This window comes from Pseudomonas sp. P105 (assembly GCF_032614175.1).
Lineage (GTDB): Bacteria > Pseudomonadota > Gammaproteobacteria > Pseudomonadales > Pseudomonadaceae > Aquipseudomonas > Aquipseudomonas rhizophila.
This window is the reverse complement of the sequence record NZ_CP126693.1, coordinates 1,398,895-1,420,589: the sequence shown is the minus strand read 5'-3', so window position 1 is coordinate 1,420,589 and position 21,695 is coordinate 1,398,895. Positions and strand designations below refer to the sequence as shown.

The window sequence follows — 21,695 nt, the reverse complement described above, 5'->3', positions numbered from 1 at the left end:
GATTACCCCTTGACTGCGCCGGCCGTCAGACCGCGCACGAAATACTTGCCTGCCACCACATAGACCAGCAGGGTCGGCAGCCCGGCGATCATCGCCGCCGCCATATCAACGTTGTATTCCTTGGCCCCGGTACTGGTGTTGACCAAGTTGTTCAGCGCCACCGTGATGGGCTGCGAATCGCCGCTGGAGAACACCACGCCAAACAGGAAGTCGTTCCAGATCTGGGTGAACTGCCAGATCAGGCAGACCATGATGATCGGGGTGGACATCGGCAGGATGATCCGCCGGAAGATGGTGAAGAAACCCGCACCGTCCAGTCGCGCCGCTTTCACCAGCGCATCGGGAATGCTCACGTAGTAGTTACGGAAAAACAGCGTGGTGAACGCCAGGCCGTAGACCACATGTATGAACACCAGCCCCGTGGTGGTACTGGCCAGGCCCATCTTGCCGAGCGTGAACGAAGCCGGCAGCAAGACGGTCTGGAACGGCAGGAAGCAGCCGAACAGCAGCAGGCCGAAGAACAACTGCGAACCGCGAAAGCGCCACATCGACAACACGTAGCCGTTCAATGCACCGATCGCGGTGGAGATCAGCACCGCCGGGACGGTGATCTTGATCGAGTTCCAGAAATACCCGTCAACCGTGGCCCAGGCCTTGACCCAGCCGATGCCGGTGACCACGGTCGGCCAGCTCAGCAGGTTGCCGGTGCTGATGTCTTCCGGGGTCTTGAAGCTGGTCAACAGCATGACTACCAGCGGCACCAGGTAAAGCAATACGGCAAGGATCAGTACCGCGTAGATCGCGATGCGACTCAGGCTGATGGAAGGTTTGGCAGCGAGACTAGTCATGACGCTTGGTCCTCAGCTCGGAGTACAGGTAAGGCACGATGATTGCGAGAATCGCACCGAGCATCAGAATCGCACTGGCCGAGCCCATGCCCATCTGGCCGCGACTGAATGTGAAGGAGTACATGAACATGGCAGGCAGGTCAGAGGAGTAACCCGGGCCGCCGGCTGTCATCGCCGCCACCAGGTCAAAGCTCTTGATCGCGATGTGCGCCAGGATCATTACGGCGCTGAAGAACACCGGACGCAGGCTCGGCAGCACCACTTTCCAGTAGATGCGCGGCATGCTCGCGCCATCGATCTGCGCAGCCCGGATGATCGATTGATCCACCCCACGCAGGCCGGCCAGGAACATCGCCATGATGAAACCCGAGGCCTGCCACACCGCGGCGATCACCAGGCAATACACCACACGGTCCGGGTCGATCAGCCAGTCCAGGCGAAAACCTTCCCAGCCCCAGTCACGCAACAATTTGTCCAAGCCCATGCCCGGGTTGAGCAACCACTTCCAGGCCGTACCGGTGACGATCATCGAGAGCGCCATCGGATACAGGTAAATGGTGCGGATGAAACCTTCACGACGAATGCGCTGGTCAAGAAACACTGCCAGCAGCACGCCGATCACCAGGGTGATGCCGATGAACATGCCGCCAAAGAGCGCCAGGTTCTTGCTCGCCACCCACCAGCGGTCGTTGTCCCACAGCCGCGCGTATTGCGCCAGGCCCGCCCACTTGTAGTTCGGCAGAAAGGTCGAGGTGGTGAACGACAGAACAAACGTCCACAAGATATAACCGTAGAAGCCCACCAGAACGATGAACATGCTCGGCGCCAGCACCAGTTTTGGGAGCCAGCGCTGCAATGCATCGAACGGCGAGGCCTTGCTGAACACAGCAACAGAACTCATGGGAAGATCCAGTACAAGAGAAAGACTAGGGGCAGCTACAAGTGACAAGCTGCAGGCGGCAAGATAAGCAGTGCCCCCTTGCAGCTTGTAGCTTGTAGCTTGTAGCTTCTAACTGCTTTACTTGGCAGACTGAACCGCTGCGCCAAGTTTCTTGGCGGCGTCGGCTGGGTCGGCTTTCGGGTCGTTGATGAAGTTGGTCACCACGTCAAAGAACGCGCCCTGTACTGCCAACGTGGTCGCCATGTTGTGCGCCATGCTCGGCTGCAGGCCGCCGGACTTGGCGTCCGCCAGGAAGTCCTTGGCAGCGGTCTGGGCGCAGGAATCGAAACCGTACTTGGCCATGTCGGCCAGCATGTCGTTGCGCACCGGGATCGAACCCTTGTTGATGCTGAAGACTTTCTGGAAGTTCTCACCCAGCACGACCTTGGCGATGTCCTTCTGACCGGCCGCGGTGCCTTCGTCTTTCTGCTTGAACACCGCCAGGGAGTCGATGTTGTAGGTGAAGGCCTTGTCGGTCCCCGGGAAAGCTACGCACTCGTAGTCCTTGCCGGCGACTTTCTTCGCGGCGGTCCATTCGCTCTTGGCCCAGTCACCCATGATCTGCATGCCGGCCTTGCCGTTGATGACCTTGGCCGCTTCCAGGTTCCAGTCCTGCCCCTTGCCGTCCACGTCCATGTAGGTCGCGACTTTCTTGAGCTCGGTCAACGCCTTGACCATGTCCGGACCGGTCAGGGCCTTGTTGTCCAGATCGACCAGGGCTTTCTTGTAGCCATCGACGCCCATGACCGAGAGCACCACGGCTTCGAACACCGTGCTGTCCTGCCAAGGCTGGCCGCCGTGGGCCAGCGCAATGAAGCCTGCTGCCTTGAGCTTGTCGCCGGCGGCGTAGAATTCTTCGAGGGTGGTGGGGTTTTTGGTGATGCCGGCTTTCTTGAAGACTTCCGGGTTGATCCACAGCCAGTTGACGCGGTGGATGTTCACCGGCACGGCAACGTAGTCACCTTCGTACTTCACGGTATCGGAGACTTTCTTGTCGAGCAGGCTGTCCCACTTCTCTTCTTTGGCAACGTCTTTCAGGACGTCGGTGTCGAGCAGTCCGGTAGACGCCCACTCCTGGATGTCCGGGCCTTTGATCTGGGCCACACCCGGTGGGTTACCGGCCACGGCACGACTCTTGAGCACGGTCATGGCAGTTGAGCCGCCACCACCGGCAACAGCGCCATCCTTCCAGGTAAAGCCGTCTTTCTCTACCTGGGCCTTGAGCACATCGACCGCGGCTTTTTCGCCACCGGACGTCCACCAGTGAACGACTTCCACGCTGCCTTTGGATTCGGCGGCAAGGGCGCTGACAGGGAATGCTGCGACGGGAAGCAGGGAAGCAAGAGAAATGACAGTAGCGAGGCGAGAAATCGCATTCATCTAGAAGTACCTTTCTTGTTGTTATGCATGCAAGTCTGGTGCTTGCGCTGCATGGATTCTAAACAGGGGAAATCCCTTCGCAGGTAACGAAGGGACGCGTAAATGTCACGGCATGGTTACACAGGCGCGGGACTGGAGAGTTTCGCCAACGCCGTCGCCATGCTGGGGGCGAGGGGCAAACGCGGGATCAGCACGGCCTGCCAGGCGTGATACAGGTCCGGCTTGCCCGGCCAGATGTCGGCGCTGGGGCGATTTTGCGGATCGAGCTCGTGGTGCCAACTGCCATTGCAACGGTCGATGAAATGTTTGTCACAGAACTCCCAGAACCGCCGGTACCAGGCTTCGTATTGCGCCTCGTCGGTGCGTTTGAGCAAGGCACTGGCGGCGGCGGCTGCTTCGGCATGCACCCAATGCAGGCGATGGCGAACTACCGCGCGATTGTCCCAGTCCAGGGTGTAGACAAGGCCTGGGGCGCCGTCGACCTCCCAACCGTGGCGGCAATTCTGGTCAAAAAGTTTTTGCGCATCCTGGGCCAGCCAGCCCGGGGTCAACATGCCAATCTGCACCCGTGCAGCCTCAAGGTGCAACAGCAGCCGCGCCCATTCGAAACCATGGCCGGGCGTGGTGCCGTAAGGGCGAAAACCGTCGGCGGGGTTGTCGTGGTTGTACTCGCGAAGCGGCTGCCAGTGACGATCGAAGTGTTCCACCACCAGGTAGTCATTGGCGGCGGCGTGGCCGTGGATTACCCGCTCAACGATACGCAGCGCGCGGACCAGCCAGCGGGGCTCGTCCGTGGCATCGGCCAGGGCCAGGAAGGCTTCGGTGGCGTGCATGTTGCTGTTGGCGCCGCGATAGGCTTCTTCGTCGCTCCAGTCGCGGTTGAAGGACTCGCGCAGGGCGCCCTCCTCTTCGCTCCAGAAGTGCGTATCGATCACCCGCACGGCTTCATCCAGCAACGCCTGGGCGCCAGGACGTTGGGCCACCACCGCGGAACTGGCCGCCAAGGCGACAAATGCGTGCAGGTAGGCGGCCTTGCCGGTGTCGTTCTCATGGGGTTGCGCCGTGGCGAACCAGCCGCCGTGCTCGGCGTCCCGCAGAGGGCCGCTGAGGGCCTGGACACCGTGGTCCACCAGCTCGGAGAACCCCGGCAGCCCCTGGATATGGGCCATGGCGAAGCTATGGGTCATGCGTGCGGTGTTCATGGTTTCAGCCCGGGCATCGTCCGGCAGGCGACCCTGCTCGTCCAGGTTGCCAAAGCCGTCCGGCAGCTTCGAAGCCTTGGCGAACGCCAGCAGACGCAAGCCTTCGGCGGCAAGCCATTGCTGGTGGGCAGGCGCATTCAGCCAACTGCTGAAGGCCGGTTGGAAGGTGTCCATGGGAGTACCTTTTTTTGTTGTTTTGACGCAGGGAGTCTAAACAAGGGATGGCGGGTGGCAGGTAACGAAAGGGGCGAGTTATGTCACCGACTTGTGACATTCACTTGAGCGATGTGCTGAAGCTGACGGCATCATCGCGAGCAGGCTCGCTCGCACATTGGCGCCAGGGAATAAACCACTTTTGTGGCCACCACCGAATCCTGTGGGAGCGAGCCTGCTCGCGATCAACGAGAACGCGGTCCGGCTAATCCACACTGCGAGGCAACTGCAACGTCACCCGCAACCCACCCTCGCGCAGGTTCTGCAGGCTGACTTCGCCGCCATGGCTATGGGCGATGTTGCGGGCGATGCCCAGGCCCAGGCCATAGCCCTGCTGCTGCCCGGCCAGGCGAAAGTGCGGTTCGAAGACTTGCTCCAGACGTTGCTCCGGCACACCTGGCCCCTCGTCGTCGACGTGCAGGATGAACGCGGTGTCATCGTCATCGATGTGCAGGTGGGCGTTTTGCCCGTACTTCAGCGCATTGTCGATCAGGTTACCGATGCAGCGCTTGAGGGCCAGCGGCTTGCCGGGATACGGCGCCAACGCGCGGCCATCCTGGGTTACCCGGCCATTGCCGTTGGGCGCCAGGTACGGTTCGACCAGGCAATCGAGCACATGGTTGAGGTCCACCGGCTCGATGTTTTCGTGAATGTCGGTGTCCTTGACACATTGCAACGCACCTTTGACCAATAACTCCAGTTCGTCCAGGTCGCGGCCGAACTTGGCCTGCAGGTTTTCGTCCTCCAGCAGTTCGACCCGCAAGCGCAGCCGCGTGATCGGCGTGCGCAGGTCATGGGAAATCGCGCTGAACAATTGGCTGCGTTCGGTCAGGTAACGGCTGATGCGTTCACGCATGGCATTGAATGCCCTGCCCACTTCCACCACTTCGCTGCCGCCGCCTTCAGCTACCGGTTCCACTTCGGCGCCCAGGGACATGTCGCGTGCCGCGCGGGCCAGGCGTTTGAGGGGCCGGCTCTGCCAATGCACCAGCAAACCGATGAACAGCAACAACAGGCTGCTGGTCAGCACGATGAAACCGACCTGCTGCGTCGGCAGGCTCTGCTCTTCAAGGCTGGTGTAGGGCTCTGGGAGCAGCGAAGCGATGTACAGCCATTCGCCCGGCGCCATCTGGATTTGCGTGACCAGCACCGGCGGGTTCACCGGCTCCAGGGTCAAGGCGTAGTGGGCCCAGGAGCGCGGCAATTCATCAAGCTTCAGGCCGCCGTTGAAAATCCGCAGGTCTTCGGGGCTGACAAACTTCACCGAGATGTCGGCGCTGTTGCCCAGGGATTTTCGCAGTACGTCATCCACCGCCTTGAGCACCGCCAGCTTGCGCGGCGTAACCGGCAGCACGTCCATGCCCAGGGGTTTGTCGTTGAGCGTGACGACAAACCGCGTGCCGCCCATGCTGCGCAATTGATCCAGCACCAATGGCCGGTAAGCCACCGGCAACGAGCGCAGATAGCTGACACTGGCGGTCATCGAATGAGCCAGGCTACGGGCGCTGGTGACCAGGCCTTCGAGCTGGGTGGCGCGCAGTTGCGAGACCCAGATCAGGCTGGACAAGGTCTGGGCGAACAGCACCACCAGCAGGGTCAGCAGCAGCATTCTTCCAAGCAACGAACGCGGCACCGGCACCCGTCGGGCTATTTTCTTGATCCAATCAATGACCATTGCTGGCAATCACACTGGCCGCCAGTTGATAACCACTGCCGCGCACCGTGCGGATCAACCGTGGTGGCTTGTCGGTGTCACGCAGGCGCTGGCGCAGACGACTGACCGCCATGTCGACGATTCGGTCCAGGGGCATCAACTCCCGACCGCGAGTGGCGTTGCCAATGGTGTCGCGGTCGAGGATTTCCTGGGGATGGTCAAGAAACAGCTTGAGCAAGGCGAAATCGGCGCCGGAGAGGATCACTTCTTCGCCGTCGGTGTGGAACAGCCGATGGCTGACCATGTCCAGCCGCCACTCGTCGAAGGCCAACACTTCGCCGCCGGAGCGTTCCTGGCCAAACTGCGCACGACGCAACAGCGCCTTGATGCGCGCCTGGAGTTCACGCGGACTGAAAGGTTTGCCCAGGTAATCATCGGCTCCCAGCTCAAGGCCGATAACCCGGTCGGCCTCGTCGGAACTGGCCGTGAGCATGATGATCGGTACGTGGGCCTGGCGCGGGTGCTGACGAACCCAGCGGCAAAGGCTGAAGCCGTCCTCGTCGGGCAACATCACGTCGAGGATCACCAGATCGCTGGCTGCTTCGTTAAGTGCCTGGCGAAACCCGGCGCCATCAGGGGTAGTACGTACCTGAAAACCCGCGCGACTGAGGTAAGTGTCCAGCAGCTCGCGAATCTCCTGGTCGTCGTCGACCAACAAAATCGATTTGTTCACTGAACTCACGGGGCCTCGTCCTTGTTGTTTGGGTTGGGGCGATTATGCCTGATGGATGAGGACTACAAACACACTACAAAACCCCTGTGGGAGCGAGCTTGCTCGCGATAGCGGTGTATCAGTCAACATCAATGGCGACTGACACTCCGTCATCGCGAGCAAGCTCGCTCCCACAGGGGATCACATTTCAAACTGGAGTCGACTGCTCCAACGCCACACCCGCGCCCATCAGCCCGGAATACGGTGCCGTCACCAGCCAGACCGGAATGCCCTTGAAATAATCGCTCATGCAGCCCTTGTCGGCGAAGCAACGGGCGAAACCGCTTTCGAGGAAGAAGTCGGCAAAGCGCGGGACCACCCCGCCGACGATGTATACACCGCCACGCCCACCCACCGTCAGCACATTGTTACCGGCCACTCGCCCCAGCCAGCGGCAGAATTGCTCGAGCACTTCCAGGGCAATGGGGTCTCCGGCCAGGCCGGCGGCGGTGATGGATTCGGGCGTGTCGAGCACCGGCGTATGGCCATCCACCGCGCAGATGGCGCGGTACACCCGAGGTAACCCACTGCCGCTCAGGGCGGTTTCGGCACTGACATGACCGATCTCGTTGTAGATGTGCTGCCACAGCTGGGTTTCCCGCGGGCTGCTCATGGGCAGGTCGACATGGCCCCCCTCCCCCGGCAATGCCGCAAAACGACCGCCGCCCAAATCCAGCAACGTGCCCACACCCAGCCCGGTGCCAGGACCGATCACCACCGCCGGACGCAACGGCTCCGGCGTGCCCTCGCAGACAACCCGGTATTCATCGGGACGCAAGCACGTCATGCCCAGGGCCATGGCCGAAAAGTCATTGACCAGCAGCAGCTTCTCGACCTCAAGGGTCTTGCAAAAGGCCAGATTGCTCAGGCGCCAGTGATTGTTGGTGAAGCGAAACTCATCGCCGCTGACCGGCCCCGCCACGGACAGGCACACCGAACCGATCGAACCCGGCTTCAGGCCCACGCCGCTCAGGTAAACCTTGATGGCATCTTCGGGGCAGGCGTAATCCGCGGTCGCCAGCACCTGGATATTTTCCAGGTTGTGGTTCTTCCACAAGGCGAACCGCGCATTGGTCCCACCGATGTCACCGACCAAAGCCAGTTTCAATTAAGCGTCTCCAGGGCAGAAGTGAAGGCGCTGGCGCCCTGCTCTGCCGAGCTGAAGGCCATGCGCATGAAACCAAACAGCTCGCGACCGGTGCCAATGTTGTTGCCCAACAAACCCTTGGCCGGTGTGCGTGCGGCGAATTCCTCGGCGTCCACCTTCAACTCCAAGGTGCCTTTGACGCCATCGACGCGGATGATATCGCCCTCCTGCACGCGGGCCAATGCGCCGCCAACGTAGGCTTCGGGGCTGACGTGGATAGCCGCCGGAATTTTCCCCGACGCGCCGGACATGCGTCCGTCCGTCACCAACGCCACTTTGAAACCGCGATCCTGCAATACACCGAGGAACGGTGTCATCTTGTGCAGCTCCGGCATGCCATTGGAGCGCGGGCCCTGGAAGCGCATCACCGCGACAAAATCTTTTTCCAGCAGGCCGGCCTTGAACGCATCGGCCAGGTCCTGTTGATCCTGAAAGACCATGGCCGGGGCTTCGACGACCTGGTTTTCCAGGGCCACCGCCGAGACTTTCATCACGCCGCGCCCCAGGTTGCCTTCCATCACCCGCAACCCGCCCTCGGCCGAGAACGCGCGGGCCACCGGGCGCAGGATGTTTTCATCGAGGCTTTCGATCGGGCCTTCGCGCCATACCAGCTCGCCGTCTTCGAGAAACGGTTCCTGGGTGTAGCGGCTCAGGCCGTGACCCAGCACGGTGTTGACGTTTTCGTGGAGCAAGCCGGCTTCCAGCAATTCGCGGATCAGGAACGACATGCCGCCCGCCGCCTGGAAGTGGTTGATGTCGGCCTTGCCGTTCGGATAGACGTGACTCAGGGTCGGCACCACCTCGGAGAGGTCGGCCATGTCCTGCCAGGTCAGCTGGATGCCTGCGGCCATGGCAATGGCCGGCATGTGCAAGGTGTGATTGGTGGAACCGCCGGTGGCGTGCAGCGCGACAACGGAATTGACCAGCGACCGCTCGTCGACGATTTCGCCGATGGGCATGAAGTTGCCGCTCTGCTTGGTCAGGCGCGTGACCTGGAACGCCGCTTCGCGAGTCAGCGCATCACGCAACGGCGTGTTCGGGTTGACGAACGAGGCACCCGGCAAGTGCAGGCCCATTACCTCCATCAACAACTGGTTGGTGTTGGCCGTGCCGTAGAAGGTGCAGGTGCCGGGGCTGTGGTAGGACTTCATCTCCGACTCCAGCAGCTCTTCGCGGGTGGCCTTGCCCTCGGCATAGCGCTGGCGCACGTCGGCTTTCTGCTTGTTGGAAATGCCTGAGACCATGGGCCCGCCTGGCACGAAAATCGTCGGCAAATGACCGAAACGCAGCGCGCCCATCATCAGGCCTGGCACGATCTTGTCACAGATGCCGAGCATCAGTGCGCCGTCGAACATGTTGTGGGACAACGCGACCGCCGTCGACAGCGCGATCACTTCGCGGCTCGGCAGGCTCAGTTCCATCCCCGCCTCACCTTGGGTCACGCCATCGCACATGGCCGGCGTGCCACCGGCGAACTGGCCGACCGAGCCGATCTCGCGCAAGGCTTTCTTGATCTGTTCCGGGAAGGTTTCGTAGGGCTGGTGGGCCGAGAGCATGTCGTTGTAGGAAGACACGATGGCGATGTTGGCGGCGTTCATCATCCGCAGGTGGTGCTTGTCCTCGGTACCGCAACCGGCCACGCCGTGGGCGAAGTTGGCGCATTGCAACTTACCGCGCATCGGACCGTCGCTGGCTGCACCGCGGATCAATGCAAGGTAAGCCTGACGCGTGGCGCGGCTGCGGGCGATAAGCCGTTCGGTGACCTCAAGTACGCGGGGATGCATGTGTAGAACTCCAGGCTAACGGGTGTGGCGACCTGATTGTCTATGCTGGTCAAAACCCCGCCACGCATTGGGCAACAGCGGATTTCTTGACCATTCGGACCAGTTGATTCAGGTCACTCGTTGTAGATAAAACAAAATATTGCCACTAAAAAGGCTTGTTTTCTATTTTTATGCGAATAATCTTGTAATTCCAACAACAAATCGACGGCGGCGCAGTTAATGACTCTTCGAATCGCAATCAATGGTTTTGGCCGCATCGGCCGCAACGTCCTCCGTGCACTGTATACCCAAGGTTATCGTCGCGACTTGCAGATCGTCGCCATCAACGACCTGGGCGACAGCGCAATCAATGCTCATCTGCTCAAGTTCGACACGGTTCACGGCACCTTCGATGCCGACGTGCAGCACGATCACGAAAGCCTGACGGTCAATGGTGACCGTATCTCGGTCAGCGCCATCCGCAACCCGGCCGAACTGCCCTGGGCCGCCGAAAAAATCGACGTCGTGTTCGAATGCACCGGTTTGTTCACCGACCGCGCCAAGGCCGCCGCCCATATCAGCGCCGGCGCCCGCAAGGTGATCATTTCGGCCCCGGCCAAGGGTGCCGACGCCACCGTAGTGTATGGCGTGAACCACGACATCCTGCGCCAGTCCCACCAGATCATCTCCAACGCTTCGTGCACCACCAACTGCCTGGCCCCGGTGGCCCAGGTGCTGCACCGCGAGCTGGGCATCGAAAGCGGCCTGATGACCACGATCCATGCCTACACCAATGACCAGAACCTGACCGACGTCTACCACAGCGACCCATACCGCGCCCGTTCGGCCACGCAGAACATGATCCCGAGCAAGACCGGTGCCGCCGAGGCGGTGGGCCTGGTGCTGCCGGAACTGGCGGGCAAGCTGACCGGCATGGCCGTGCGCGTGCCGGTGATCAACGTGTCGCTGGTGGATTTGACCGTGCAGCTCAAGCGTGAAGCGTCGGCCGAAGAAGTCAACGAACTGCTGCGCCAGGCTAGCCAGCATTCGAAGATTCTCGGCTACAACACCCTGCCGCTGGTCTCCAGCGATTTCAACCACAACCCGCTGTCGTCGATCTTCGACGCCAACCACACCAAGGCCAGCGGCAAGCTGCTCAAGGTACTGGCCTGGTATGACAACGAATGGGGCTTCTCCAACCGCATGCTGGATAACTGCCTGGCGTTGTGTAACGCCGAGTAACTCACCGCGCAGCCGGTAATGTGGGAGCAAGCTTTGCTCCCACAGGTTTGCTTCCACAGGCCTGCTTCCAAGGCTTGCTCCCCACATGGAATCGGGGTGGTGAAATGAGGGCTTGACCCATCAACTAGATGATAAGCATTATCATCTAGTCAAATCGAATCGGGCCCTACCGTGAGTCAATCGCGCTTTCATCACGTCTTCCTTGCCCAGCGCACGCCACTGCTGCGCACCCTCCAGCGCATGGTCAACAACCCCAGCACCGCCGAAGACCTGCTTCAGGAAACCTACCTGCGTGTCACTCGCGCCTTGGGCGAGCGCACGGTCGAGCACCTCGAACCCTTCGTTTTCCAGACCGCCCGCAACCTGGCGCTGGACCACTTGCGTGCGCGGCGTATTCAGTCCCGGACCCTGCTGGACGACGTGCCGCAGGAAGTTGTCCACAACGTGGCCGCCCCCCAAAGCAGCGCCGAAGACGCGGCCCATGCCGAGCAGATGCTCGAACGCCTCAATCTCCGCCTGCAAGCGCTGAGCCCGCGACAGCAGCAGATTTTTATCCTCAGCCGGTTGCACGGTCACAGTTACCAGGACATCGCTAAACGGCTGGACGTGTCGCTGAGCACCGTGCAGAAGGAACTGAAGCTGATCATGGCGATCTGTGTGGGCGTGGCCGAACGCCTTGGTGGCGACTGAACCTGTAAGGATTTTCTCTAAGAGGCCGTCGCCGATTGCGCTGGCCTGCGACCCTGCTAGGCTTGGTCGCTGACGCTAAATAGCCGTGCAAAAGACACTGCGAGGAACCACCGTGACAGACAAACAACGTGCCCCTGAGCACGCTGCGGCGCAGGACACCGCCCATGCCATGGAACAGGCGCTGGACTGGCTCATTCTGCTGGACAACCCCAGCGAGGAGCAGACCCGGCAGTTCCAGGCCTGGCTGGCGGCCGATCCGCGCCATGGTCAGGCATTCAAGCGGGCCCAGGCGATCTGGAACGGCCCGCAAGTGATGCAAAGCGCCCGGCAACTCAAAGGCCGCCCCCAAGCCAGTGCACTGTCACGCTTGCGCGCCCATTGGAAACCCTTGGCCACCGCTGCCGTGCTGTTTCTGGGCCTGTTCAACTTCAGCGACCTGCCCCTGCGTCTGCAGGCCGATCACCTGACCGTGGTCGGTGAACGCCAGCGCCTGCAACTGGAGGATGGCTCCAAGGTCCTGCTCAACACCGACTCGGCCTTTTCCAGCACGTTCAACGACCAACGGCACATAGCTCGGTTGTACAAAGGCGAGGCGTTTTTCGAAGTCCCGGACACACGCACCCTGCCTCTGCAAATCGACGCCGGGCCGGTCATCGCCAGCGTCAGCAACACCACCTTCGCGGTGCGCTACCTCGATGGCGTGACGCAAGTGCAGGTGCAGCGCGGTGATGTGGATTTGCGGGCCACGCGTTATGACGCCCATGTCAGGCTGTCGGCCGGGGAAAGCATCCGCATCGGCCCCAACGGCTTCGACCGCCCTGCACGGATGGATGCCAGCACCGATCTGGCGTGGGTCCAGGGACGACTGGTGTTCGAGAATCGACCGCTGAACCAGGTACTGGCCGAGCTGCGACGCTACTACCCTGGCTGGATCATCAACAACAATGAACAGTTGGCCCAGGTTGCAGTGACCGGCAATTATCGCCTCGATCAGCCGCTGGACGTGGTCCGTTCTCTGGCCCACATCACCTCTGCGCGCCTCCAGGAATTCCCGGCGCTGGTGATCCTGAACTAAATGAGAATTATTTTTACTCGATAGGCTTCGCTGGTTCGTCTCGTTATAGCCAATGCAATTGATTCGCATCCAGCGACATCATCTGCACCTATAACAGATGCGACACGGAGCGCTATCGATGTCCTCTCGCCTTACCCGCCGGTCCCTTGCCCCTGCGTGCACACTGTCATTGCTGACCGCCGCCATCCTGATCGCCGGCACCGCGCCGACCGCCCTCGCCGCCACCACCGTGCAGCCGCCTGCGCGCAATATCGGTGATTACACCTTTACCATTGCCCAGCAACCGCTGGTCTCGGCACTGAATGCGTTCACCGCGGTCACGGGCTGGCAGGTCGGCTTGCCCGCAGAACTGGCCGAAGGCGTCGCGTCGCCTGGCGTCAACGGCTCGCTGCCAGCGGAAAAAGCCCTGGAGCGCCTGTTGGTGGGGACCAACCTGAGCTACCGCAAACTGGGCAACACCAGCATTGTTCTGCAAAAGCACAGCACCAGCAGCGTACTGAACCTGCAACAGGTGACGATCAGCGCCACACGCCAGGAACAGGACATCGTCAGCGTACCCAGCAGCGTCAGCGTCCACGACCGGCAGGAACTGGACCGCAACAACGTCAACACCCTCAAGGATCTGGTGCGCTATGAACCCGGCGTTTCAGTGGGTGGGGCAGGCCAGCGCGGCGGCATCAGCGGCTACAACATTCGCGGAATCGACGGCAACCGGGTGCTGACGCAGGTCGACGGTGTGGAAATTCCCGGGGGTTTCTTCAACGGCCCGTACGCCAAGACCCAGCGCAATTACGTGGACCCGGAAATCGTCAAGCGCGTGGAGATCCTCCGCGGCCCGGCCTCGGTGCTGTACGGCAGCAATGCCATCGGCGGCGCCGTCAGCTATTTCACCCTTGATCCGGACGACATCATCAAACCGGGTAACGACGTCGGCGCCCGCCTGAAGACCGGCTACAGCTCCGCCGACGAAAGCTGGCTCAAATCCGCCACCCTCGCAGGTCGCAGTGGGCCGTTCGACGGCCTGTTGCATTACAGCCAGCGCGACGGTCATGAAACCCAATCCTATGGCAATAACAACGGCACCGGCCTGGACCGCACCGCGGCCAACCCTGAAGACGTGCGCACCCACAATGTGCTGGCCAAGCTCGGCTGGAACTACAACGATGATTCGCGCCTGGGCCTGGTCTACGAGAAGTACAAGGATGGCCGGGACACCGATCTGAAAAGTGCCTATGGCGGCCCCTACTCCGACGGCCAGCCGGCAATTCCTGACTTTGTATTGCCCGGCGGCATGTATCAGTGGCGCACCGGTAACGACACCATCAGCCGCGAGCGCTTCGGCCTGGAGCACAGCTTCGCCCTCGACAGCCTGCTGGCCGACCACGTGAAGTGGAGCCTGAACCACCAGATCGCCAAGACCGACCAGAGCACCGCCGAGTTTTACTTCCCCATCACCCGCCAGGTGCTACGCACACGAGAGACCCTCTACGAAGAAAAACAGTGGGTTCTCGACGCCCAGTTGGACAAGGCCTTCAGCCTCGCCGACACCGATCACGCGCTGACCTACGGCACCACGATCAAGCAGCAGAAAGTCACCGGTTCGCGCAGTGGCAATGGCGTCTGTCTGGCCGTCGGCGTGGGTTGCTCAGCCGTCGGTGCCATCAGCACCCGGGACGTGCTGGAAAAAGCCAGCGACTTCCCGGACCCGACCATCAACACCTACAGCCTGTTCGCCCAGGACCAGATCAGTTGGAACCGATGGACTTTCACGCCAGCCCTGCGTTACGACTACACGCGGCTCAAGCCGCACCTGACCGAGGCATTCCTCAACACCGTGGACCCCACCAGCGGCGGTCAAGTCAGCGACAAGAACAAGACCTGGCATCGCGTCTCGCCCAAATTCGGCCTGACCTACGCCCTGAGCGACCAGTACACCTGGTACGGCCAGTACGCCGAAGGCTTCCGCACGCCAACCGCCAAGGCGTTGTATGGTCGCTTTGACAATCCCGGCGCCGGCTACAGCGTGGAACCCAACCCCGATCTGGAACCGGAAAAAAGCAAAAGCTATGAGACTGGCCTGCGGGGCCGTTTCGACTCCGGTTCGTTCGATGTGGCGGTGTTCTACAACAAGTATCGCGACTTCATCAACGAAGATGCGATCACGCCCGGGGCCGATGCGCTGACCTTCCAGAGCAACAACATCAAGCACGCCACCATCAAGGGCGCCGAGGTCAAGGGACGCCTGAACCTGGATCTGTTCGGCGCACCGCAAGGCCTGTACACCCAAGGTTCGGTGGCCTATGCCTACGGTCGCAATAACGACACAGGCGAGCCGATCAACAGCGTCAACCCGCTCACCGGCGTGTTCGGCCTGGGTTACGAGCAGGACCGGTTCGGCACGTTGCTCAGCTGGACCCTGGTCAAGAAAAAAGACCGCGTCGACGACAGCAACTTCAACTCGCCCGATGGCGTCAGCAGCCAGTTCAAGACCCCGGGCTTCGGCATCCTCGACCTGACCGGTTTCTACAAGGTGACCCACGACGTCACCGTCAGCGGTGGTCTCTACAACCTCACCGACAAGAAGTACTGGCTGTGGGATGACGTGCGTGGCTACGACAGCGTTGGCGAAGCAGCGGTGCTGAGCCCCGCCAACCTCGACCGTCTGACCCAGCCCGGGCGTAATTTCGCGGTCAATCTGATCTGGGATATCTGACTCGGTTGCCAGGCAAAACAAATACCTGTGGCGAGGAGCGTCATGTGGGAGCAAGGCTTGCCCGCGATGAAGGTGATGCGGTCTTCCAGGAATCGAGGCGCCTGTTCGCGAGCAAGCTTTGCTCCCACAGCCCCTCGCCACAATGTGCTCATTCGAAGGAGTTTTTCATGACTACCCAACACCCCGTTTTACGCTCCCAACGCTTGAACCAGATCACCCACGAGCCCCACAGCAGGCTCGATGCACTGGTCAAGGCCCACGCCCCGTTCGAAACCAAGGCCAACTTCGCCCGCTTCGTCGTGGCCCAGTACCTGTTCCAATCGGAACTGGTGGCGCTGTACAACGACGCCGAACTGTCCAGCCTGATCCCCGACCTGCCGGCCCGTTGCCGGGCAGAAGCGGCCAAGGCAGATCTTGCGGACCTGGACACCGACGTCCCCGCGCCAGTAGCCGGCGCGGTAAAAAATCCGACCCAGGCCGAGGCCCTGGGTTGGCTGTTTGTCTCCGAAGGCTCCAAGCTCGGTGCTGCATTTTTGATCAAGCGCGCCGTCGGCCTGGGCCTGAGCGAAACCTTCGGCGCTCGGCACCTGGCAGAACCTGCCGGCGGTCGTGCTGAAGGCTGGAAAACCTTCATCCGCACCCTCGACGGCCTGGCCTTCACTGAACAGCAGGAAGCCGAAGCGGACAAAGGCGCGCTGGATGCCTTCAATCGGTTTACGGTGTTGCTCGAGCACGCCTATGAAGCTGAACTGGCCTGAAATTCACCACCACTGCCTGTGGGAGCGAGCCTGCTCGCGATTGCGGTGTGTCAGCCTCCAATGATGGCGCCTGGCACACAGCTATCGCGAGCAGGCTCGCTCCCACAAGGAAATGCGTAGGCCTGAAAGAAGTTCATGAACTGTCCAGCCTCGAAAACCGCCCAACTACTCTTCGCCCTGCTCGCCTACACCAGCCTGGCCATCGGCCTGGTCGCCATCGTCGTGCCCGGCCTGCCGACCACCGAGTTCATCCTGTTGGCAGCCTGGGCCGCCACCCGCAGTTCGCCGCGACTGAGCGCCTGGCTGGAAAATCACCGGCTGTTCGGGCCGATGCTGCACAACTGGCGCAACGGCAAGGTCATCCCGCGCCGGACCAAGGTCGGTGCCACCGCCAGCATGCTGTTCTGCGCCGGGCTGATGCTGGTGATGCTCGACCACGGCTGGCCGGTGTATCTGGCCTTGGCCGGCATGGTCCTGGGTAACCTGTGGATCTGGTTCCGCCCGGAACAAGTGCGGGAGCTTGCTCCCGCTGGGCCGCAAAGCGGCCCCCAACGCGATTTTGAACTATGATCGCCCTCTCGTTCCGGAGGGCTTTCGATGTCAGATCTGCTCACGTCCATGCAAGCCGCGCTTGGTTTGCCCACGACCCCGATCACCTTCACCGGCGTCGGCGCCCTGCCGTCGGCGTTCGCCGTCACGGAGCTGGCCTGCGCCAGTATCGCCGCAGCCGGCCAAGCCGCCGCCGAGCTCATCCACCAGCAAACCGGCCGTCTGCCGGCCCTGGAGGTCGACCGACGGCTGGCGTCGTTCTGGTTCTCCACCTCCTTGCGCCCCATCGGCTGGAGCGTACCGCCGATGTGGGATCCGGTAGCCGGCGACTACCCAACCACCGACGGCTGGATTCGCCTGCACACCAATGCGCCGCATCATCGCCTTGCTGCGGAAAAAGTCCTCGGCACCTGCACCGACCGCGCCGACATGGCGGCCAGGGTGGCCCGCTGGAACAAGGCCGAGCTGGAGCAGTCGGTGGTCGAGGCGGGCGGTTGCGCCGCCGAGATGCGTTCATGGCAAGCGTGGCAAACCCACCCTCAAGGCTTGGCAGTCAATGCCGAGCCGCTGGTGCACCTGAGTGAAACGACTGGAGAGCAGCGCAAGCCCTGGCTCGGCTCCGTGACCCAGCCACTGGCGGGCCTCAAGGTACTGGATCTGACCCGCGTACTGGCAGGCCCTATCGCCAGCCGGTTCCTCGCAGGCCTGGGAGCCGACGTGCTGCGCATCGACCCACCGACCTGGAACGAGCCCGGCGTGGTGCCGGAGGTCACCCTCGGCAAACGCTGCGCGCGCCTGGATTTGCACCGAGCTGAAGATCGCGTGGCCTTCGAGGCTCTGCTCAAGGACACCGACATCCTCCTGCATGGCTACCGCGCCGACGCCCTGGAACGTTTGGGCTACGGTGCAGAACAACGCCAGCGAATCGCCCCGGGCCTGATCGATGTCAGCCTCAACGCGTACGGCTGGAGCGGCCCCTGGCAGAACCGGCGCGGCTTCGACAGCCTGGTGCAAATGAGCAGCGGCATCGCCGAAGCCGGCATGGGCTGGAAACACACAGACAAGCCAACCCCGCTGCCGGTGCAAGCCCTGGACCACGGCACCGGATACCTGATGGCCGCCAGCGCGATTGTGTTGCTGTCCCGACGATTGATGAGCGGCCAGGGCGGCTCGGCACGCTTGTCACTGGCGCGCACGGCAAAGCTCTTGATCGAACGTGGCGCGGGGGATCCGACCTCATTGCGGGCCGAGGCCGAGGATGATCAGGGACTGGTGGTCGAACAGACGCCGTGGGGACCGGCCCATCGTCTGCAGGTGCCCTTGAAAATCACCGGAACACCCCTGCAATGGACCTTGCCGGCGGCGGAATTGGGCGCGCATCGGGCCCGTTGGTGACGACCGTCCGTGTGGCGAGGGGATTTATGTGGGAGCAAGGCTCGCTCCCATAGCCCCCCTCAACTCCCCCCAAACAGTGACCTTCGCCTCAAAGCGCCAAAAACCCACTGTACAACCCATAAGCCGCCATGCCCGCCCCAGCCATCACGCACGCAAAGACCCCCTTCTCAACGTGAGTGAACAAGGGCTGCCCCTGTTCGCGCTTGGCCTGGGCAAACAGAATCACCCCGGGGGCATACAACAGCGCCGACAACAGCAGGTATTTCACGCCACCGGCATACAACAGCCACACCGCGTAGCACAGGGCAACGCCACCGATGCACAGGTCTTTCATGCGCCGGGCCGAGGCCTGTTCATAGGTTTCCCCACGGGCGCACAGCAGCACCGCATAGGCCGCCGACCACAGATACGGCACCAGAATCATCGACGAGGCGAGATAGATCAGGCTGGTGTAGGTACCGGCGGAAAACAGCGTGATCAACAAAAACAGCTGGATCATGCCATTGGTCAGCCACAGCGCATTGACCGGCGCATGGTTGGCGTTTTCCCTGGTCAGGAATGCCGGCATGGTCTTGTCCCGGGCGGTGGCGTAAAGAATTTCCGCGCACAACAACGCCCAGGACAGCAGCGCGCCGAGCAGTGACACCGCCAGTCCCACACTGATCAGCAACGCGCCCCACGGCCCGACGATATGCTCCAGGACGCCGGCCAAGGATGGGTTCTGCAACTGCGCCAGTTCAGGCTGGCTCATGACCCCCAGGGACAGCACATTCACCAGCACCAGCAACGCCAACACCCCGAGGAATCCGATCACTGTCGCACGCCCTACGTCCGCGCGTTTTTCTGCCCGCGCCGAATACACACTGGCGCCTTCGATACCGATGAACACGAACACCGTGACCAGCATCATGTGCCGGACCTGGTCCATCACACTGCCCAGGTCCGGGCTCAGTGTGCCCCAGATATCGCGGGTGAAAATCTCGGCCTCGAAGGCCACCCCGGCCATTACAACGAACATCAACAGCGGCACGATCTTGGCCACGGTGGTCACCAGGTTGATGAACGCCGCTTCTCTGATGCCCCGCAGCACCAGGAAATGCACCGCCCACAGCAGCAACGATGCACAGCCGATGGCCACCGGCGTATTGCCTTGGCCGAACACCGGGAAGAAATAGCCCAAGGTACTGAACAGCAGCACGAAGTAACCGACGTTGCCCATCCAGGCGCTGATCCAGTACCCCCAGGCGGACGAAAAACCCATGTAGTCACCGAACCCGGCCTTGGCATAGGCATACACGCCCGAGTCCAGTTCCGGCTTGCGATTGGCCAGGGTCTGGAACACAAAGGCCAGGGTCAGCATGCCGACGGCGGTAATGGCCCAGCCAATGAGCACCGCTCCGACATCCGCCCGAGCCGCCATGTTTTGCGGCAGGGAAAAGATCCCTCCACCGATCATCGACCCCACCACCAATGCGATCAGGGCGCCGAGGGGTAACTTTTCGATGGGCTGCGGCATGTTCTCTCACTATTTAAATAAGTAAATAAAGCGACATAACGTTTTTGAATAACGCCATCCACGAAAAGTCCAAATACTTATGGACCGACCATTGTCCAATGGCATCAATTAAAAAGTCCATGTGGCAAGATTATTTTTGTCATGTCAGCAGCCTACAAAATAGTTGCGACTCATTGAAAATCAACTAGCGTGAATAATCCCGAGGGAAGGAAACTTTATATTCCCCTGCCGAACGGCCCATAGAGTGGGCCTTTCGCACAACTACAGACGCCTACGGACGCCGTTAACGCCTTCATTAACAATGGAATGTTGTCATGCACTGATCCAGATCAGCTATTCAACTTTCAAATCGACTTAGTCTGTTGATTCTCTTCTCCTGCGCTGGAGTCTCGCAAATGTCTGATACCCCCGCAAAACTTCGATTGGGTGCACTGGTCGCCCTGGTCGTCGGTTCGATGATCGGCGGCGGAATCTTTTCCTTGCCGCAAAATATGGCGGCCAGTGCCGATGTCGGCGCCGTGCTCATCGGCTGGGCCATTACCGCCGTCGGCATGCTGACCCTGGCTTTCGTATTCCAGACCCTGGCCAACCGTAAACCCGATCTGGACGGGGGTGTATATGCCTATGCCAAGGCCGGGTTCGGTGACTACATGGGCTTCTCGTCGGCCTGGGGTTACTGGATCAGCGCTTGGCTGGGCAACGTCGGTTACTTCGTGCTGTTGTTCAGCACCCTGGGCTACTTCTTCCCGGTGTTTGGCGAGGGTAATACCGTCGCGGCGGTGATCGGTGCATCAGTGCTGCTCTGGGCGGTGCATTGGCTGGTCCTGCGGGGCATCAGAGAAGCGGCGTTCATCAACCTGGTGACCACCATCGCCAAGGTGGTGCCGCTGTTGCTGTTCGTGCTGATCGCGGTGTTCGCCTTCAGGCTCGATATCTTCACCGCCGATATCTGGGGCTTGAAGAACCCGGACCTGGGCAGCGTGATGAATCAGGTGCGCAACATGATGCTGGTCACCGTGTGGGTGTTCATCGGCATTGAAGGGGCGAGCATATTTTCCGCCCGCGCCGAGAAACGCACAGACGTAGGCAAGGCGACCGTGATCGGTTTCATCACCGTGCTGCTGTTTCTGGTGCTGGTGAACGTGCTGTCCCTGGGGATCATGACCCAACCTGAACTTGCAAAGTTGCAGAACCCGTCCATGGCCGCCGTGCTGGAGCACGTCGTCGGCCATTGGGGCGCGGTACTGATCAGCGTCGGCCTGATCATCTCGCTGCTCGGTGCCCTGCTGTCCTGGGTGCTGCTGTGCGCCGAGATCATGTTCGCCGCGGCCAAGGACCACACCATGCCCGAGTTCCTGCGCCGGGAGAACGCCAACCACGTACCGGCCAACGCCCTGTGGCTGACCAATGCGATGGTCCAGCTGTTCCTGATCATCACTTTGTTCTCGGCCAGCACTTACCTGTCACTGATCTACCTCGCCACCTCGATGATCCTGGTGCCCTACCTGTGGTCGGCGGCTTACGCCGTGCTGTTGGCGGTACGCGGCGAGACCTACGAAAACGCCCTGGCCGACCGCCGCAAGGATCTGACCGTGGCGGCTATCGCCCTGATCTACGCGGTGTGGCTGCTGTATGCCGGCGGGATCAAATACCTGCTGCTCTCCGCCCTGCTCTACGCCCCCGGCGCGATCCTGTTCGCCAAGGCCAAGCGCGAGCTGGGCAAACCGATTTTCACCTCTGTCGAGAAGCTGATTTTCGCCGCAGTGATCGCAGGCGCCCTGGTGGCCGCCTATGGGCTCTACGACGGCTTCCTGACCTTGTAGCTGGCTGATTGTCTT

At 61.4% G+C, this 21,695-nt stretch carries 17 protein-coding genes; 8 read left to right on the top strand and 9 right to left on the bottom strand.

What is annotated here, in order from left to right; translation table 11 throughout:
- Nucleotides 1–2: 2 nt before the first annotated feature.
- The 8 genes from QOM08_RS06375 to edd form a co-directional block, all read right to left on the bottom strand.
- Complete coding sequence (locus QOM08_RS06375; RefSeq protein ID WP_047228360.1) at nt 3–848, bottom strand: carbohydrate ABC transporter permease; 846 nt, start codon at nt 846–848, stop codon at nt 3–5.
- On the bottom strand, nt 841–1,749 hold the full coding sequence (locus tag QOM08_RS06370) for a carbohydrate ABC transporter permease (protein WP_047228361.1): 909 nt from the start codon (nt 1,747–1,749) through the stop codon (nt 841–843). Before QOM08_RS06370 ends, QOM08_RS06375 begins: the two co-directional genes overlap by 8 nt.
- Nucleotides 1,750–1,866: 117 nt before the next feature.
- Nucleotides 1,867–3,168, bottom strand: a complete 1,302-nt coding sequence (locus QOM08_RS06365; protein ID WP_047228362.1) for an ABC transporter substrate-binding protein — start codon at nt 3,166–3,168, stop codon at nt 1,867–1,869.
- Nucleotides 3,169–3,284: 116 nt separating this feature from the next.
- Nucleotides 3,285–4,544, bottom strand: a complete 1,260-nt coding sequence (locus tag QOM08_RS06360) for an AGE family epimerase/isomerase (protein WP_188252318.1) — start codon at nt 4,542–4,544, stop codon at nt 3,285–3,287.
- A gap of 244 nt (nt 4,545–4,788) precedes the next feature.
- Nucleotides 4,789–6,258, bottom strand: a complete 1,470-nt coding sequence (locus QOM08_RS06355; protein WP_047228364.1) for an ATP-binding protein — start codon at nt 6,256–6,258, stop codon at nt 4,789–4,791.
- Nucleotides 6,248–6,979, bottom strand: a complete 732-nt coding sequence (locus QOM08_RS06350; RefSeq protein ID WP_047228365.1) for a response regulator — start codon at nt 6,977–6,979, stop codon at nt 6,248–6,250. Before QOM08_RS06350 ends, QOM08_RS06355 begins: the two co-directional genes overlap by 11 nt.
- A 178-nt stretch (nt 6,980–7,157) precedes the next feature.
- Complete coding sequence (locus QOM08_RS06345; protein WP_139050979.1) at nt 7,158–8,117, bottom strand: glucokinase; 960 nt, start codon at nt 8,115–8,117, stop codon at nt 7,158–7,160.
- The gene (gene edd, locus QOM08_RS06340) at nt 8,114–9,940 is read right to left on the bottom strand and encodes a phosphogluconate dehydratase (RefSeq protein WP_047228367.1); all 1,827 of its coding nucleotides are present in this window, start codon (nt 9,938–9,940) and stop codon (nt 8,114–8,116) included. The genes QOM08_RS06345 and edd overlap by 4 nt, the downstream gene beginning before the upstream one ends.
- 219 nt (nt 9,941–10,159) lie before the next feature.
- Between edd and gap the strand changes: the two genes are divergently transcribed.
- The 7 genes from gap (at nt 10,160) to QOM08_RS06305 (ending at nt 18,341) form a co-directional block, all read left to right on the top strand.
- The gene (gene gap / locus QOM08_RS06335; RefSeq protein WP_047228368.1) at nt 10,160–11,161 is read left to right on the top strand and encodes a type I glyceraldehyde-3-phosphate dehydrogenase; all 1,002 of its coding nucleotides are present in this window, start codon (nt 10,160–10,162) and stop codon (nt 11,159–11,161) included.
- 171 nt (nt 11,162–11,332) lie between these two features.
- Entirely contained in the window at nt 11,333–11,851 is a 519-nt protein-coding gene (locus tag QOM08_RS06330; protein ID WP_188252316.1) for an RNA polymerase sigma factor, read from the top strand.
- A gap of 169 nt (nt 11,852–12,020) precedes the next feature.
- Entirely contained in the window at nt 12,021–12,926 is a 906-nt protein-coding gene (locus QOM08_RS06325; protein WP_218575611.1) for a FecR family protein, read from the top strand.
- A 118-nt stretch (nt 12,927–13,044) separates the two neighbouring features.
- The gene (locus tag QOM08_RS06320; protein WP_316912715.1) at nt 13,045–15,639 is read left to right on the top strand and encodes a TonB-dependent receptor; all 2,595 of its coding nucleotides are present in this window, start codon (nt 13,045–13,047) and stop codon (nt 15,637–15,639) included.
- A 167-nt stretch (nt 15,640–15,806) separates the two neighbouring features.
- On the top strand, nt 15,807–16,397 hold the full coding sequence (locus tag QOM08_RS06315) for a biliverdin-producing heme oxygenase (protein WP_139050982.1): 591 nt from the start codon (nt 15,807–15,809) through the stop codon (nt 16,395–16,397).
- Nucleotides 16,398–16,532: 135 nt separating this feature from the next.
- Nucleotides 16,533–16,967 (top strand): YbaN family protein, encoded by a 435-nt coding sequence (locus QOM08_RS06310; RefSeq protein ID WP_107321622.1) that lies wholly within the window; start codon nt 16,533–16,535, stop codon nt 16,965–16,967.
- A 27-nt stretch (nt 16,968–16,994) separates the two neighbouring features.
- Nucleotides 16,995–18,341, top strand: coding sequence for a CoA transferase (locus QOM08_RS06305; RefSeq protein WP_316912714.1), 1,347 nt, complete (start codon nt 16,995–16,997; stop codon nt 18,339–18,341).
- Between the two features lie 88 nt (nt 18,342–18,429).
- Here QOM08_RS06305 and arcD (QOM08_RS06300) read toward each other — a convergent pair whose 3' ends face one another.
- Nucleotides 18,430–19,857: an arginine-ornithine antiporter gene (gene arcD, locus QOM08_RS06300; protein ID WP_047228375.1), complete on the bottom strand. Its 1,428-nt coding sequence runs from the start codon at nt 19,855–19,857 to the stop codon at nt 18,430–18,432.
- 395 nt (nt 19,858–20,252) lie between these two features.
- Between arcD (QOM08_RS06300) and arcD (QOM08_RS06295) the strand changes: the two genes are divergently transcribed.
- Nucleotides 20,253–21,680, top strand: a complete 1,428-nt coding sequence (arcD, locus tag QOM08_RS06295; RefSeq protein WP_047228376.1) for an arginine-ornithine antiporter — start codon at nt 20,253–20,255, stop codon at nt 21,678–21,680.
- The last annotated feature ends 15 nt before the right edge of the window (nt 21,681–21,695 follow it).